Annotated in this window: 14 protein-coding genes, 1 tRNA gene and 2 pseudogenes; 7 read left to right on the forward strand and 10 right to left on the reverse strand. The window is 73.0% G+C overall.

Features of this window, described 5'->3' with window-relative positions; translation table 11 throughout:
• On the reverse strand, window positions 1-978 hold a 978-nt coding region (locus tag A6Q79_RS04290), incomplete at its 3' end, for an FAD-binding oxidoreductase (protein WP_317696587.1).
• A gap of 182 nt (window positions 979-1160) precedes the next feature.
• Here A6Q79_RS04290 and A6Q79_RS04295 point away from each other — a divergent pair.
• Both A6Q79_RS04295 and A6Q79_RS04300 read left to right on the forward strand, forming a co-directional pair.
• Window positions 1161-1853 carry a TetR family transcriptional regulator gene (locus A6Q79_RS04295; protein WP_067856106.1) on the forward strand — a complete coding sequence of 231 codons (693 nt, stop codon included), beginning with the start codon at window positions 1161-1163 and terminating at the stop codon, window positions 1851-1853.
• Window positions 1854-1904: 51 nt separating this feature from the next.
• Window positions 1905-3884: a primary-amine oxidase gene (locus tag A6Q79_RS04300; protein WP_286690455.1), complete on the forward strand. Its 1980-nt coding sequence runs from the start codon at window positions 1905-1907 to the stop codon at window positions 3882-3884.
• A gap of 22 nt (window positions 3885-3906) precedes the next feature.
• Here A6Q79_RS04300 and A6Q79_RS04305 read toward each other — a convergent pair whose 3' ends face one another.
• The 5 genes from A6Q79_RS04305 to A6Q79_RS04325 all read right to left on the reverse strand — a co-directional run bounded on the left by A6Q79_RS04305 (window position 3907) and on the right by A6Q79_RS04325 (window position 7714).
• The gene (locus tag A6Q79_RS04305) at window positions 3907-4593 is read right to left on the reverse strand and encodes an SDR family oxidoreductase (protein WP_067856112.1); all 687 of its coding nucleotides are present in this window, start codon (window positions 4591-4593) and stop codon (window positions 3907-3909) included.
• Window positions 4594-4704: 111 nt separating this feature from the next.
• Window positions 4705-5529, reverse strand: a complete 825-nt coding sequence (locus A6Q79_RS04310) for a hypothetical protein (RefSeq protein WP_286690449.1) — start codon at window positions 5527-5529, stop codon at window positions 4705-4707.
• A gap of 8 nt (window positions 5530-5537) precedes the next feature.
• The gene (locus A6Q79_RS04315) at window positions 5538-6332 is read right to left on the reverse strand and encodes an SCO1664 family protein (protein ID WP_236749836.1); all 795 of its coding nucleotides are present in this window, start codon (window positions 6330-6332) and stop codon (window positions 5538-5540) included.
• Window positions 6329-6889 carry a DUF3090 family protein gene (locus tag A6Q79_RS04320; RefSeq protein WP_067856117.1) on the reverse strand — a complete coding sequence of 187 codons (561 nt, stop codon included), beginning with the start codon at window positions 6887-6889 and terminating at the stop codon, window positions 6329-6331. Before A6Q79_RS04320 ends, A6Q79_RS04315 begins: the two co-directional genes overlap by 4 nt.
• A 45-nt stretch (window positions 6890-6934) precedes the next feature.
• Window positions 6935-7714, reverse strand: a complete 780-nt coding sequence (locus tag A6Q79_RS04325; protein ID WP_286690450.1) for a histidine phosphatase family protein — start codon at window positions 7712-7714, stop codon at window positions 6935-6937.
• A gap of 164 nt (window positions 7715-7878) precedes the next feature.
• Here A6Q79_RS04325 and A6Q79_RS04330 point away from each other — a divergent pair, with 164 nt between their 5' ends.
• The 4 genes and pseudogenes from A6Q79_RS04330 to A6Q79_RS04345 all read left to right on the forward strand — a co-directional run bounded on the left by A6Q79_RS04330 (window position 7879) and on the right by A6Q79_RS04345 (window position 9884).
• Window positions 7879-8028, forward strand: a complete 150-nt coding sequence (locus tag A6Q79_RS04330; protein WP_286690451.1) for a hypothetical protein — start codon at window positions 7879-7881, stop codon at window positions 8026-8028.
• A 167-nt stretch (window positions 8029-8195) separates the two neighbouring features.
• On the forward strand, window positions 8196-8573 hold the full coding sequence (locus A6Q79_RS04335; protein WP_286690452.1) for a WhiB family transcriptional regulator: 378 nt from the start codon (window positions 8196-8198) through the stop codon (window positions 8571-8573).
• A 31-nt stretch (window positions 8574-8604) separates the two neighbouring features.
• A tRNA-Arg gene (locus A6Q79_RS04340) sits at window positions 8605-8678 on the forward strand.
• Window positions 8679-8812: 134 nt separating this feature from the next.
• Window positions 8813-9884 (forward strand): annotated as a pseudogene (locus A6Q79_RS04345) (RtcB family protein).
• Between the two features lie 194 nt (window positions 9885-10078).
• Here A6Q79_RS04345 and A6Q79_RS04350 read toward each other — a convergent pair.
• From A6Q79_RS04350 to A6Q79_RS04365, 4 genes and pseudogenes are all read right to left on the reverse strand, one after another.
• Window positions 10079-11548: pseudogene (locus A6Q79_RS04350) on the reverse strand (acyl-CoA carboxylase subunit beta); the annotation flags it as partial.
• 60 nt (window positions 11549-11608) lie between these two features.
• Window positions 11609-12547, reverse strand: a complete 939-nt coding sequence (locus A6Q79_RS04355) for a hypothetical protein (RefSeq protein WP_289016624.1) — start codon at window positions 12545-12547, stop codon at window positions 11609-11611.
• 25 nt (window positions 12548-12572) lie between these two features.
• Window positions 12573-13166, reverse strand: a complete 594-nt coding sequence (locus tag A6Q79_RS04360; protein ID WP_067856123.1) for a TetR/AcrR family transcriptional regulator — start codon at window positions 13164-13166, stop codon at window positions 12573-12575.
• A gap of 71 nt (window positions 13167-13237) precedes the next feature.
• Complete coding sequence (locus A6Q79_RS04365; RefSeq protein WP_067856125.1) at window positions 13238-13639, reverse strand: nuclear transport factor 2 family protein; 402 nt, start codon at window positions 13637-13639, stop codon at window positions 13238-13240.
• Between the two features lie 155 nt (window positions 13640-13794).
• On the opposite strand from A6Q79_RS04365, the gene A6Q79_RS04370 reads away from it, so the two are divergent.
• On the forward strand, window positions 13795-14459 hold a 665-nt coding region (locus tag A6Q79_RS04370; protein ID WP_317696596.1), incomplete at its 3' end, for a nitronate monooxygenase family protein.

The raw sequence follows: 14459 nt of genomic DNA on the forward strand, positions 1-14459 counted from the left end.
GCAGATGCCCATGCGGCAGCCGAACTCCGGCGTCAGGCCCGCGGCCTCGGCCTGCTCGAGGATGCTCGAGCCGTCGTTGGAGGCCGTGGACCCGGCGAGGTTGAACGCGAGGGTGCCCTCGGCGTCGTCGTCCTTGGCGAACGCCGGCGGCTTGAAGAACTCGACGCGCAGCCGGGGGGAGTCGCCGTACGCCTCCTGCACGAGCTCGACCAGACCGGCGGGTCCGCACACCCAGGTGTCCATGTCGGTGTAGTCGCCGCCGACCATGAGTCGCAGCTCGTCGGCGTCGAACAGGTGCGGTCCGTAGCGCAGGTGCACGGTGATGCCGTTGTCGGCGGCCGCGATCTCGCGCAGCTCCTCGGCGAAGATCTGGTCCTCGGGGGAGCGGGCGTAGTGGACGAAGGTGATCTTGCGCTGGGCGTGACCGTCGTAGCCGTCGCGCAGGAACGTGCGGATGTGCGACATGACGGGGGTGATGCCGGACCCGCCGGAGATCATGACGAGGTGGTTGTTCGTGGGCGTCGCCGCGCTCTCGTGCACCGTGAAGGCGCCCTCGGCCTGGCTCAGGTGGAGGATCAGGCCGGGCTGGGCCTCGCGGACGAGGTACTTGGAGACGATGCCCTCCTCGTGCGCGCGCACCGTGATGGTGAACCGCTCGCCGGGCAGCGACGCGGCGGAGGAGATCGAGAAGCAGCGGGTGGTGCGACGGCCCGCGACCTCGAGCCCGACCTGCACGTACTGGCCGGACCGGTGTCCGCGCCACGTGCTCGTCGGCTCGAGGGTCAGGGTGGCGACGGGGTGCTCGCCGTCGGTCTCGCGGGTCACGTCGACGACGCGGGCGCGGACGTCGGTGGCGGCCCACATCGGGTTGATCTGGCGCAGGTAGTGGTCGACCCCGTGCGGGGAGGTGAGCGACGCGAGCAGGCGGGAGCCCAGCACGCGCTGGGCGAGCGGGGGGAGCGCGGCGGTGGAGGTCATCGGACGCTGTCCTTCACGGGTCGGGATGGATGGTGTCGGTGGACACCTGTCCACCAACTGTCGGTATGTGACATCCCGGATGTCAACGTCCAGAGGCTGTGACTGCGGGCACGTACGGTGTTTGTGCAGGTCAGGGCGTCGCGTTGGTGGTCACGTGTCCACCGGTGCGTATGATCTGGGTCATGGACGACCAGCCCGTCGCGCTCCCCACGCGCACCGAGCGCAAGGAGCGCACCCGTCGGGCCATCCTCGACGCCGCCCTGACGCTCACCGAGCAGAGCTCGTTGTCGGCCCTCTCGCTGCGTCACGTGGCTCGTGAGGTCGGCATCGCGCCGACCGCGTTCTACCGGCACTTCACGTCGGCGGAGGACCTCGGCCTGGCGCTCGTCGACGAGTCGTTCTCGAGCCTGCGGCGCACGCTGCGCGACGTGCGCGCCGCGCAGCCGTCGGTGGGCGGGGTCATCGGCCCGTCGGTCGAGGTCCTGGTCGACCGGGTCCGCGCCGATCCCGAGCACTTCGGCTTCATCAGCCGGGAGCGGGTCGGCGGTCTGCCGGGCGTGCGCGCGGCGATCCGCCACGAGCTCGACCTCTTCGAGGCCGAGATCGCGACCGACTTCGCCCGCCTGCCGGGTGCCGTCCACTGGTCCAACGACGACCTCCGCACGTCGGCGAACCTCATCGTCGTCGCCATGGTCGCGGCGGTCGAGCGGCTGCTGCAGGGCCCGGGCACGCCGGCGTTCGAGCGCGAGGTGGCGCGGACGACCGCCACGCAGCTGCGGATGCTGTCGATCGGCGCGATCCAGTGGCGCTCGCGTCCGCAGGACCGCGGTGGCAGTGGGCGGCTGCGGGCCGCCGACGACACCGCCACCAGCTGACGACCACGTCGCTCGCGGTCGGCGGTACCGATTCCGTGACGTTCGGGTGACATCGCGACGTTTTCCTCGCCATCGCACCCTGCTGACAGGCATGATCGGCAGGTGAGCCATCCGCTTGACCCGCTGACGTCCGACGAGTTCCGCGCGACCACGGCCCTGCTCCTCGCCGAGCACGGCGTGGGGGAGGGCTGGCGGTACTGCTCGATCGAGGGCCTCCAGCCCTCGAAGCAGGCGCTCGACGCATTCGCCGCCGACGGCACGGTGCCGCCACGGGTGGTCGAGGCGATCTGCCTCGAGCGCGCCACCAACCGCACCTTCCGCGCGCGCGTCGACCTCTCCGCGGACGCCGTCACCCACTTCGCGCACGTGCCCGGCGTGCAGGCGAACGTGACGGTCGACGAGTGGGAGGAGGCCGACGCCGTGCTGCGCGCGCACCCCCACGTCGTCGCCGCGCTGGCGGCGCGGGGCATCACCGACCTCTCGCTCGTGTTCATGGACACCTGGACCTACGGCGACGCCGTGATGCCCGAGGAGTGGCGGGACCGCCGCATCGGCTGGTCCGACACGTGGGTCCGCGCGGCCGAGGGTGCCAACCCCTACGCCGGACCGGTCAACGGCCTGCACTGCGTCATCGACCTCAACAGCATGGAGCTGCTGCGCGTGGAGGACACCCACAGCGTGCCGCGCCCCGACGTGATGGGCGAGTACGTGCCCCGGCACGTGCCCGACCGGCTCAAGGGTCATCGCCCGCCGCGCAAGCCGCTGGAGATCGTCCAGCCCGAGGGCATCGGGTTCGAGGTCGACGGGCACGAGCTGCGCTGGCAGAACTGGACCATGCGGGTGGGCTTCAACCACCGCGAGGGGATGACGCTGCACGCCGTCACCTACGACGACGCCGGTCGTACGCGCAAGGTCGCGCACCAGCTGAGCTTCGCCGAGATGGTCGTGCCCTACCGCGACCCCAGCATCGACCACTACCGGCGCACCGCCTTCGACATCGGCGAGTGGGGGCTCGGCTTCATGACGCAGTCGCTCGAGCTGGGCTGCGACTGCCTCGGCGAGATCCGCTACCTCGACGCCGTGCTGCACGACAGCTCGGGCGAGCCGTACACCATCGCGAACGCGATCTGCCTGCACGAGGAGGACAGTGCGGTTGGCTGGAAGCACGTCGACCACGGTGCTCACGGACCCAGCGCCGAGGTGCGCCGGCAGCGCCGGTTCGTCGTGTCGTTCCACGTCACGGTCGCCAACTACGAGTACATCACCTACTGGCGCTTCTACGAGGACGGCAACATCGAGTGCGAGGTGCGCGCCACCGGCATCATGGTCGTCACCCACGTCGAGGAGGGCCAGCCGCACCCGCACGGGACGCTCGTCGACGAGCGCACGTACGCCCCGTACCACCAGCACTTCCTGGTCGCGCGGCTCGACCTCGAGCCCGACGGCCGGACGAACACCGTCGTGCGCAGCGAGACGGTCGTCGACCCCATCGGCCCGGACAACCCGCTCGGTCTCGGCATCCGGCAGGTGAGCACGCCGATCGCGGTGGAGGGTCACGACGACTTCCGCTGGGAGAGCCAGCGCGCCTGGAAGGTGGTCAACGAGCAGTCGCTCAACGGGCTCGGCACGCCCGTCTCCTACAAGCTCGTGCCCGGCGGGGCGATCCCGTCGTTCTTCGATCCCGCCTCGCCGGTGCTGCAGCGTGCGCAGGTGATCGGCCACACCGTCTGGGTGACCCCGCACGACGCCGAGGAGCGCTGGCCCGCCGGGGAGTTCGTGAACCAGAGCAGGGTCGACCACGGCCTGCCGGAGTGGGTGCAGCAGGGACGGTCGACCGCCGACACCGACGTGGTGCTCTGGTACACGTTCGGCATCCACCACATCACGCGGCCCGAGGACTGGCCGGTGATGCCGGCCGACATCGTCTCGTTCTGGCTCAAGCCCGTCGGGTTCTTCGACCGCAACCCCTCGCTCGACGTCGAGCCCCAGCCGACGTCGGCCTGCCACACCGGGCCGGGCTCCTGCCACTGAGCCCGGCGCCCGGTGCGCAGGGTCAGTCGGAGGTCTCGGAGACCTCGTCGTCCATGTCGGTCGCGAAGACGCGGAACTCGTCGCGGCCGGTGTGCATCGACCAGAGGGTCTCCGCCAGGACCGTCGGGTCCTTCTGCGGGTGACCCTCCTCGATCGACCCGGGGATGACGAGCTGCGCGACGTGGATGTCCTCGTCGGCGAGCGTGTCGTGCAGCATCTGCGCGTAGGCGGACTGGGCTGCGAACGAGAGCGACGTGCCGGCGAACTTCGGCGCGGGGCGCACCGCCGTGCCGCCGTTGATGAACAGGACCGTGCCCTTGCCGACGAAGCGCATGTTCTGCAGCACGGCGTGGACCGCGGCGATCGGGCCGTAGACGGAGAACTCGATGGCGCCCTTGGTGTCGTCGACGGTGGTCTCCAGCAGCGGTCGCAGGAACGACTTCTGGGGGAGCGGGCTGTACTGCAGGACCTCGATCGGGCCCTGCGTCTCGTTGGCCTGCTCCAGCGTCCGGGCGAGCGAGTCGGGGTCGCGGACGTCCGTGGTCCAGCCACGGGCGTCGATGCCCTCGGCCTGGAGGTCGGCGGCGAGCGCGTCGACGCGCTCGGCGTTGCGAGCCAGCAGGGCGACGGCGAAGCCCTCCTTGCCGAAGCGGCGAGCGACTGCGGCTCCGAGTCCTCGGCCGGCTCCGACGATGGCGATGGTAGTCACGGGGGTCCTCCTAGGATCGGGTGGGATGCCCTCTCGACGCTAGTCGCGGTCCTTCGAACCGGCAGCGCGAACGGTCGGCGCTGGCGGCACCTCCGCGGTGGCTGTGCCGGGTCAGTGCGTGGCGGCGACCTTCGCGAACCCCTCGCGGTACGTGGGGTAGTCGGGCGTCCAGCCGGTGGAGCGCAGCAGGGCGTTCGAGATCCGTTTGCCGTGGCCGTGCGCCGGGTCGGCGGGAGGCAGGGGTCCCAGCCCGAGCCGCTCGGCCAGGAACGCGGCGACGTCGCCGCGCAGGGCCGGCTCGTCGTCGGTGCCGAGGTAGACGCGCGCCGGCTCCTCGACCTGGGTCAGCAGGTGCACCGCGGCCCGAGCCGCGTCGACGCGGTGGATCCGGTTCGTCCACCGGTGCGGGTCGCTCACCTCGCCAGCGCGCACCTCGTCGGCGAGGCGAGGCGTGCCCTCGTAGAGGCCGGACAGGCGCAGCACGCTGCCGGTCGGCACACGGTCGAGGAACGCCTGCTCGGCCTCCAGCAGCACGGCGGCGGGAGCGTCGGCGGGCGCCGGAGGCGTCTGCTCGGTGATCACGTCGTCGCCGTCGCCGTTCACGGCGGTCGAGGACACCAGCACGGCGCGTCGTGGGCGCGCGCCCTGTCGGTCGAGGGCGTCGAGCGCCCGCAGCATGCCGTCGACGTACGTGGCGCGGTAGGACTCCTCGCTGCGCGGTCGCGCCGTCAGCACGACGGCGAGCAGGTCGAGGTCGAGGTCCGGCAACGTCGGCTCCTCGCGCGACAGGTCGGCGGAGAGCCCGACGAGCGGGGCCGGCACCTGGTCGGCCTGCCTGCGGATGCCGACCACCCGGTGGCCGAGCGCGGCCAGGCGCAGGCCGACGTCGGCCCCCAGCCGACCGCAGCCGACGAGCAAGGTGTCCGGGGACGTCATGGTTCCTCCTAGAACGGGGGCCACGGCACGGCCGGCATGGGTCCGTGCGGAGCGGGGAAGGTGCCGGCGGACAGCAGGGCGTCGCACCGGTCGCCGAACGCCTGCACCTCCGCGGCCGTGACCAGGTCGGGCAGCACGCCGCCCAGACCGGTCGCGTCGTCGAGCGAGGCGCGCAGCCGACGCACGCCGTCGAGCTCGTCGTCGGTGAGCGGCTGGCCGAGCCAGCCCCACAGCACCGTCCGCAGCTTGTGCTCCGCGTGGAACGTCAGGCCGTGGTCGACGCCGTAGCGGTGGCCGTCGGCCATCTCCAGCACGTGCCCGCCCTTGCGGTCGGCGTTGTTGAGCACGACGTCGAGCACGGCCATCCGCCGCAACGCCGGCGTGTCCTCGTGCACGAGGGCGACCGGTCGGTCCCGCTCGTCGACTCCGTCGAACACGTGCAGCATGCCGTCGGGGACGCGGCGGGCGCGGACGATGGTCACGGCCTCCTGGTCGGGATCACTAGTCTGCCAGCGCTGCACCATGCCCGGACCGTGCGGCCCGTCGCGCAGCCAGGTGGGCGGGACGACGTCCCAGCCCGTGGCCCTCGACGCCTGGTACGCCGCGAGCTCGCGGTGCGCGAGCAGCCCGTCGGGGAAGTCCCACAGCGGCTGCTCGCCGGCGACCGGCTTGTAGACCACCTGCACGTCGCCGATCGTCGCCACGAACGTCGCGTTCGAGGCCGAGACGACCCGGCCCGTCAGCACCAGCTCGTCGTGCAGCAGCGCCGGCTCGACGTCGGCCGACAACGGGAGCTCGTTCACCGGAACTCGTCGGGCAGCTCGCAGACGTGGTCGTCGGGGGAGTCCATCGGCACCTCGCAGATCGGGCACGCCGGACGGCCTGCCGAGACCACCTCGCGGGTCCGCTGGGCGAACGCGCGGGCGCTGCCGACCGGGATGCGGACGACCAGAGCCTCCGGCGGGTCGACCTCGACCACGCCCTCGGCGTCGGCCTCCGCCTCCACGTCGAGCACCGGGAACGCCTCGATGACGATCTGCGCGGTCGAGGGGTCCCATCCCAGGCCCATCGCCCCGACGCGGAACTGCTCCTCCACCGGCTGGTCGAGCGGCTCGTGGTCGGCCAGGCCGTCCGGAGCGCTCGCCGGGATGCTGAACGGGTTGCCGTCCTCGGCCATCAGCTCGTCGAGCACCTCGTCGAGCCGGTCGGCGAGCACCGCCGACTGCTCCTTCTCGACCGCCACGCTCACGAGCTCACGACCGGCCCTCGCCTGCAGGTAGAACGTGCGTGCGCCGGGTGAGCCGACCGTGCCGACGACGAAACGGTCGGGCCAGTCGAATCCGTGGACGATGGTGGCCATGCCTCCACTCTAGGGTCCGTCGCCACGCACCGCCGCGCGGCGACGTCAGGAGCGGCCCGGGCCCGCCAGCTCCGCCGGTCCGTCGTCCAGGGCGTCCAGCGTCGCCGTCCCGTCCTCGGATCCGGCCTCCGGACCCCGGGGCCCGGCACCCCCGCCGGGCACCGCGTCGGTGGCCGTGGCGTCGGCGGCCGGGCGCAGCCAGCCGAGGTCGCCGGCGTGGGTGTTCTGGGCCAGCACGTAGGGACGGGCCTCGGTGTAGCGCACGATCGAGATCGACGCCGGGTCGACCTGGATGCGCTGGAAGAGGTCGAGGTGCATCCCGAGCGCGTCGGCCAGCACCGCCTTGATGATGTCGCCGTGGCTGACGGCCACCCAGACCGCGGACGCGCCGTGCTCGGCCTCCACCTCGGCGTCGATCCGCCGCACGGCCTCGACCGCGCGCGCCTGCATCGTCGTCATCGACTCACCACCGGGGAACACGGCGGCCGACGGCTGCGACTGCACGACCTTCCACAGCGGCTCCTGCGCCAGCTCCTTCAGCGGTCGTCCCTGCCAGGACCCGTAGTCACACTCGCTGACGGCCTCCTCGACCCGCAGCACGATCGAGGGGTCCTGGTGGGCCAGGACGGCTGCGCTCGTCTCGCGGCATCGCTCCATCGGGCTCGAGTACACGGCCGCCAGCGGCACGTCCGTGAGCCGCTCGCCCGCACGCGCGACCTGGTCGCGTCCGTGGTCGTCGAGCAGTACCCCGGGCGTCCGCCCGGCGAGCACACCGGAGGCGTTGGCGGTCGTGCGGCCGTGCCGCAGCAGGACGAGAGTGGCCATGTCCACGAGCCTAGGGCCGCCCCGCGCACCGCGCCGGGCGTGGTGCGTCGGGCCCGCTCACGGCACCGGCTCGGTTAATCGCTTGGCGACGACGCGCCGCGCCCCCTACGGTGGTCCCCGGTGCGCCACTCGGCCACCCCTCACCTCGCAGCAGGAGACCACCCGTGACCACGTATCGCAGCAGCCTCGAAGCGACCGGCCCCTGGGCCGCGCGCGCGCTGCACGCTGCCTTCGTGGTCTCGCAGCACGTCTCCCTCGAGGACCAGGACCCGCGAGGCCAGAAGCTGCCCGCGACGGAGCGACCCATGACCTAGGTGCACCCTGCACCGGCCGGGGCCGCTCCAGCGAGTCAGACGACTCGAGGGGGCGGCCCCTTCGCATGTCCGGACCCATCCCACCAGATCCGGACCCGACCCCGACCCGTGCCGCAGCAGGCACGACCCCAGCACGCACCGACGACCCACCCGGGAGGTGACCACCGATGGAGACGCAGAACGGCAGGACCCGCGCCAGGACCGTGGCGCGCACCGAGAGCACGGTCGCGTCGGTCCTGACCACGCACGGCGTGGTCGCGGCCTTCGCCCACCCGACGCCGCGCGCCCTCGCGGACGACTGGGCGTGCGCGGGCCAGGACCCCGAGCTGTTCTTCCCGAGCGACGACGGCCAGCTGCTCGCCGCCCAGGCGGTCTGCGGGACGTGCACCTTCCGGGACACCTGCCTCGCCCTCGCGACCGCGAGGTCCGAGAGCGGTGTCTGGGGCGGGGTGCTGCTCGCCGACGGCACCCCGCTGGCCTCGGTCCCCACCAGGGGCAGGCCGAGGGGGAGCCGCTCGCGGCCGACGCCCCAGACCGCTGCCTGACGGCGTCCGCACCACGCCGTCGGGCAGCCCCCTCTCCGTAGCTCAGCTGGACAGAGCCCCCGGTCGCGAGCCGGGAGGTCGGAGGTTCGAGCCCTCCCGGGGAGACCCGGCACACCCGCCACCACCCCCACATCGACACCCACCGCCCGAGGAGGCGACCCACCATGACCACCACGACCATCCCGCCCGACGCCACGGCGTTCCCGACGCGCCTGCCCGGTGCCGTCGCCGACACGCTGATGTGGGCCGTGCACCTCGGCAAGGGCGCGACCGTCGGCTCCGTCGTCGCCATGCGCGACGCCGTGTCGCCGGCCGCCGTCGGGGTCGACATCGGCTGCGGCATGACGGCGGTCCGCACCGACCTGACCACCGAGGACCTCCCGGAGGACCTGCGGGGCCTGCGCCACGAGATCGAGCGCGCCGTCCCGGTGGGCTTCCACGCGCACGACGTCGCCCCCGACGTCGACCGGCTCGGTCTCGGCGGGGCCGGGGCCGGCTGGGACACGTTCTGGGCCGGGTTCGGCGACCTGCACGAGACGGTCCGCGACCGCGAGTCGAAGGCCATGAAGCAGATGGGCTCCCTCGGCGGCGGCAACCACTTCATCGAGGTGACGTCGGACGACGGCGGACGGGTGTGGCTCATGCTGCACTCAGGGTCGCGCAACATCGGCAAGGAGCTGGCGGAGCGGCACATCGCGGCCGCGAAGGGCCTGGACCACAACCTGGACCTGCCCGACCGCGACCTCGCCGTCTTCCTCGCCGGCACCGCACCGATGCAGGCGTACCTGCGCGACCTGTACTGGGCGCAGGACTACGCCGCGCGCAACCGTGCGGTCATGATGGCGCTCGTCCGCGAGGTCGTCACGACGTACTTCGGGGCCCGCGGTCGCGACGTGGCGTACGACCGCGCGATCTCCTGCCACCACAACTACGTGGCGCAGGAGCGGTACGACGACGTCGACCTGGTGGTCACCCAGCAAGGGCGCCATCCGCGCGGGTACGGGCGACTACGGCCTGATCCCGGGATCGATGGGCACCGGTTCGTACGTCGTGCGGGGGCTCGGCAACGAGCAGTCCTACTGCTCGGCGTCGCACGGTGCGGGACGCCGGATGTCGCGCACCCGGGCCCGCAAGACGTTCACGGCGGACGACCTGGTCGCCCAGACCGCGGGCGTCGAGTGCCGCAAGGACCTCGGCGTGGTCGACGAGATCCCGGCGGCGTACAAGGACCTCGAGTCCGTCATCGCGGCGCAGACCGACCTCGTGTCGGTCGAGGCGCGGCTCACCACCCTGCTCTGCGTCAAGGGCTGACGGCGGTGGGCTGACGGACGGGGGAGAGGTGGGGCCGGTCGGCGCAGGACCGACCGGCCCCGGTGTCGCAGCGGTGCAGAGTGATCTAGCCGCCCACGGCCCGGCACCCCCGCCGGACCAGGCCATCTGCCGCCCACGGCCCGGCACCCCCGCCGGGCCGGGCCCGGCTCACCAGGTGTCGACAGCAGATCACGGGTCTCGGCCGGGTCGACGACGTCGTCGATCTCGCCGTGCCGCGCGACGTTCAGCGCCGACGCGTGCGCCTGCGCCAGCGCGGTCAGCTCGCGCACCATGCGCTCGCGCTCCTCCTCGTCGGCGAGCGCCTCGAGCTCCTTGCGCATCGACAGCCGCACGGCGCCCTCCAGACCCATCGCGCCGAGGTGCGCACCGGGCCACGCCACCGTCATCAAGGGCTCGTGCAGACTGCCGCCGAGCATCGCCTGCGCGCCGAGTCCGTAGGCCCGCCGCAGCACGACGCCGATCATCGGTACCTGCAGCGAGGCGCCCGCCACCAGCAGCCGCGCGCAGTGCCGCACCATCGCGGTGCGCTCGGCCTCGGGGCCGACCATCATGCCCGGGGTGTCCACGAACGAGACCACGGGGAAGCCGTGCGCGTCGCAGAGCTGCAGGAACCGGGCCGCCTTGTCACCCGCGTCGGCCGTGATCGCGCCGGCCACGTGGCGGGAGTCGTTCGCGAGCACGCCGACCGTCCGTCCCTCCAGCCGGGCCAGGGCCGTCACCAGCTCCGGCGCGAACGTGGGGCGCAGCGGCAGCACGGTGTCCTCGTCGAACACCGTCTCCAGCACCGGCAGCGGGTCGTACGCGCGACGCTCGCCGGCCGGGACCACGTCCCGCAGCACCGACTGGTCGCCGGCGGTCCAGTCGTCGCGTCGGCCGAGGAAGTAGCCGATCAGCTTCCGCGCCACCTGCGGCGCCTCGTCGTCCTCGGCCACTACGTCGACCACGCCGTTGGCGGTCATCACGTCGATCGGGCCGACGTCCGCGGCCTCGACGTCGCCCAAGCCTCCGCCGGCGATCATCGCCGGCCCGCCCATGCCGAGCGACGCCCGCGACGTGGCCACCACGAGGTCGGCCGTGCCGGCCACGACCGCGTTGCCGGCGAAGCAGTTGTCGTCCACGACGGCCACCCGCGGGACCCGCCCCGACAGGCGCGCCCACGCCGCGAACGTCGGTACGTCGAGCGCCGACGCCAGCGGGATGTCGGTGTCGCCGGGGCGTCCTCCGCCGCCCGCGGCGAAGAACACCGTCGGCAGGCCGAGACGGGCCACGACGTCGAGCAACCGGTCGGTCTTGGCGTGCCCGCGCATGCCCTGCGTGCCGGCCATCACGAGGTAGTCGTAGGACAGGACGGCGCAGGCGTGACCGTCGATCGTCGCGAGCCCGCCGACGATGCCGTCGGCCACCGTGCGGTCGAGCAGGTCGTCGTCGCTGCGCCGGTCGGTCTGCGCCGCGGTCACGAACCGGCCGTACTCGACCAGGCTGCCCGGGTCGACCAGCGCGGCGACGTTCTCGCGTGCCGTGCGGCCCCCGCGGCGGTGCAAGCGCGCCACGGCCTCGGGGCGGGCGGTGTCCTCGGTGAGCGCGCGTCGGGCGAGGAGCTCGAGCAGGTCGGGTCGGATGTCCACCCGGTGATCCTGCCGCACGACGGGCCAGGCCGTGGGGACCAGCCTGTGCTGTCCAGCCTGTACGGGCCGGCGGCAGCCCTACCGGGTCGTGCCGTGCCGGGAGAGGTGGTCGTGGAGCCCCCGCAGCACCGCGGCGTCCTCCGCGCTGGTGCGGACGGGGTCGGCCACCCAGTCGACGAGCGGGGCGCTGCTGCGCGACGCGCCCGAGCGGACGTCGGCGGCGGCTGCGGCCAGGAGTCGGCCGACCGGTGTCGTGGGCGGTGCGTCCACGCGCTCGGCGACGAGGGTCTCGGCGCGCTCGAGCGCGACGTCGGGCACGTGCGGTCGGCGACGGGCCGCGAGGGCGGCCACCGCGTGCGGCAGGGCGCCGGTCGGCAGGTCGCTCGACATCAGCTCCTCGGCCATGGTGTCGAGGTGCAGCTCCATCAGCCAGGTCGGCATCCCGCGGGTCGCGAGCATGTCGGCCAGCCAGAACACCTGCTGCACCGCCACGGCCTCCGGTGCGGCGACGAGGTGCACGATCCAGCTGGAGTCCGACACCGAGAAGCGTGCCCCGCGGTCGCCGTAGCGGTCGCGGTAGTAGGGCAGGCCCTCGTACGACGTCCGCGCCGCGCGGATCGCCGCGCGCAGCATGGACAGGTCGGTCGCGATCTTGTGGCCGCCCGTCTCGGGGTTGAGCACCGTCGCGTCGGCCGGCCACGCGCTCGAGCGGCGGGGCAGGGCGAGGCCGATCGTCCGCACCAGCTCGAGGACGACGCGGGCGACCTCGCCCGGCGCGTCGTCGCCGTCGTGCTCGAGCGCCTCCAGCACGGCCAGGCGCAGCGTGTCGGCGTCGGTGGTGCCGAGGATGCCGGCCACGCGCTCGACGCCCACGACGGCGGCGACGACGGTCGCGTCCGTCTCGGGGCCCTGTGCCTGCCGGTCGCAGTGCTGCAGCACCAGCGCGGTCGCCTCGCCCAGGGTCGCGTCGGCGGCCGGCGCGCGACCGCCCGCGCCGCCGAGGTCCCCAGGTCTCATGGGGTCGATCGTGCCAAACGAGGGGTCACGTGGGGTCCGCGGGCGACTGTGGGGTGAGCAGCGGCGCTGCCGACAGGCTGGTCATCACGCGGCGGGCGAGGGTCGGACCGTCCTCCTCGCCGCGCCGGTCGTCGACCTGCTTCAGCACGAAGACGGCCATCCAGGCCGTCGCGGCGACGCCCACGTCGTCGGCCGCGACCCCACGCCGCGCAGCCAGGGCGACGCACAGCTGCTCGTAGGCCTCGGAGAGCCACTCGAGGAGGCGTCCGTGCAGCCGTGCGTTGGCGTCGGTGAGCTCGCGGAAGCGGTCGGAGTAGGGGTTCGCGCCTCGGGTGTGCTCGAGCAGGGCCACGAGCGCGTGCCCCAGGGCCGTCTCCGTGTCCTCCTCGGCGGGCCGGCCGGTCAGCTCGTCGGCCATGAGTCCGGGGTCGCCGAGGAACGCCGTCCCGAGCTGCTCCTTCGTCGGGAAGTAGCGGTACAGGGTCGAGATGCCGACGCCGGCACGCTGGGCCACGTCCTCCAAGGTCGTCGACTCGTAGCCCTGCTCGAGGAACATCTGCATCGCGGTCGTGGCGAGCAGCTGCCGGGTGCGCGCCGCGTTGATCTCGCGCAGTCCCATGACGTCACCGTAAGCGACCTGGCGGCCCCTGCACAGGTCAACCGACCGCCGGTGGGAGCAGCGTGCCGGTGTCAGGCCAGTCGACGCAGGGTCGCGCCCATCTCCTCGACGAGGGCGGTCAGGCCCTGGAGAGGTCGCACCATCACGGTAAACTCGACGAGCCGGTCGTCGGGGCCCCAGCGCAGCATGTCCACGCCGTGCACCTGCTTGCCGCCCACCTCGGTGGTGAACTCCAGCACCGCGGACTCCTCGTCCCACAGCTGGCGGTGGTAGGCCAGGTGCGGTCCGAGCACCTCGAGCGCGGCGCGCAGGTAGAGCGTCGTCGTGGCCCGGCCCTCCTGGGGCGTGTGGACGGCCGGCGAGCGGAAGACGACGGCGTCGGCGAGCAGGGCGTCGAGCCGCTCGAGGTCACCGGTGCGCACGACCTCGTGCCAGGCGTCGACGGCGGCGGGACGGTCGGGGGACGGGCTCATCGTGCTCCTCTGGTGCCTCGGGTGTGGGCTGCGTCACGCGGGGGTGCCGCGGGCTGCGGCCCCCGCTAGGGTGGTCTCACTGTATGCAATCAGTTGCATAGTTCGCCAGCGGGCCGGGTCGTCGTGCCCACCCGCCGAGTCCCGAGGAGACCCCCGTGGCCCTGCCCGAGATCCTGCGCCGTCCGCTCAGCCTGCCCGTCGTCGCGTCGCCGATGTTCATCGTGTCCGGGCCCGAGATGGTCGTGGCCCAGTGCACGTCCGGCATCGTCGGCTCGTTCCCCGCCCTCAACGCTCGCCCGGCGTCGCTGCTGACCGACTGGCTCAGCCAGATCACCGAGCAGAACGCGTCGTTCGCCGCTGCGAACCCCGACCGCCCGGTCGCGCCGTTCGCCGTGAACCAGATCGTCCACCGGTCCAACGACCGGCTCGAGCACGACCTCCAGCTCTGCGTCGACCACCAGGTGCCGATCGTCATCACCTCGCTCGGCGCTCGGGAGGACGTGAACGAGGCCGTCCACTCCTACGGCGGCATCGTCCTGCACGACGTGATCAACGACCGGTTCGCGCACAAGGCGATCGAGAAGGGCGCCGACGGGCTGATCGCCGTGGCTGCGGGAGCCGGTGGCCACGCCGGCACCCAGTCGCCGTTCGCCCTGGTGCGCGAGATCCGACGCTGGTTCGACGGTCCGGTGCTGCTCTCGGGCGCCATCGCGCACGGGCGCTCGGTCCTGGCCGCCCAGGTGGCCGGGGCCGACCTCGCCTACGTCGGCAGCGCGTTCCTCTCGACGCACGAGGCGAACGCCGCGGAGGAGTACAAGGA

It is taken from the genome of Aeromicrobium sp. REDSEA-S32_B7 (assembly GCF_001626145.1).
GTDB lineage: Bacteria > Actinomycetota > Actinomycetes > Propionibacteriales > Nocardioidaceae > Aeromicrobium > Aeromicrobium erythreum.

Excerpts from the sequence above, each read along its gene's own strand:
- A6Q79_RS04295 (WP_067856106.1), top strand. The coding sequence starts at position 1,161 with ATGGACGACCAGCCCGTCGCGCTCCCCACGCGCACCGAGCGCAAGGAG.
- A6Q79_RS04310 (WP_286690449.1), bottom strand. The coding sequence starts at position 5,529 with ATGACGTCCCCGGACACCTTGCTCGTCGGCTGCGGTCGGCTGGGGGCC.
- A6Q79_RS04320 (WP_067856117.1), bottom strand. The coding sequence starts at position 6,889 with ATGGCCACCATCGTCCACGGATTCGACTGGCCCGACCGTTTCGTCGTC.
- A6Q79_RS04325 (WP_286690450.1), bottom strand. The coding sequence starts at position 7,714 with ATGGCCACTCTCGTCCTGCTGCGGCACGGCCGCACGACCGCCAACGCC.
- A6Q79_RS04335 (WP_286690452.1), top strand. The coding sequence starts at position 8,196 with ATGGAGACGCAGAACGGCAGGACCCGCGCCAGGACCGTGGCGCGCACC.
- A6Q79_RS04355 (WP_289016624.1), bottom strand. The coding sequence starts at position 12,547 with ATGAGACCTGGGGACCTCGGCGGCGCGGGCGGTCGCGCGCCGGCCGCC.
- A6Q79_RS04360 (WP_067856123.1), bottom strand. The coding sequence starts at position 13,166 with ATGGGACTGCGCGAGATCAACGCGGCGCGCACCCGGCAGCTGCTCGCC.
- A6Q79_RS04365 (WP_067856125.1), bottom strand. The coding sequence starts at position 13,639 with ATGAGCCCGTCCCCCGACCGTCCCGCCGCCGTCGACGCCTGGCACGAG.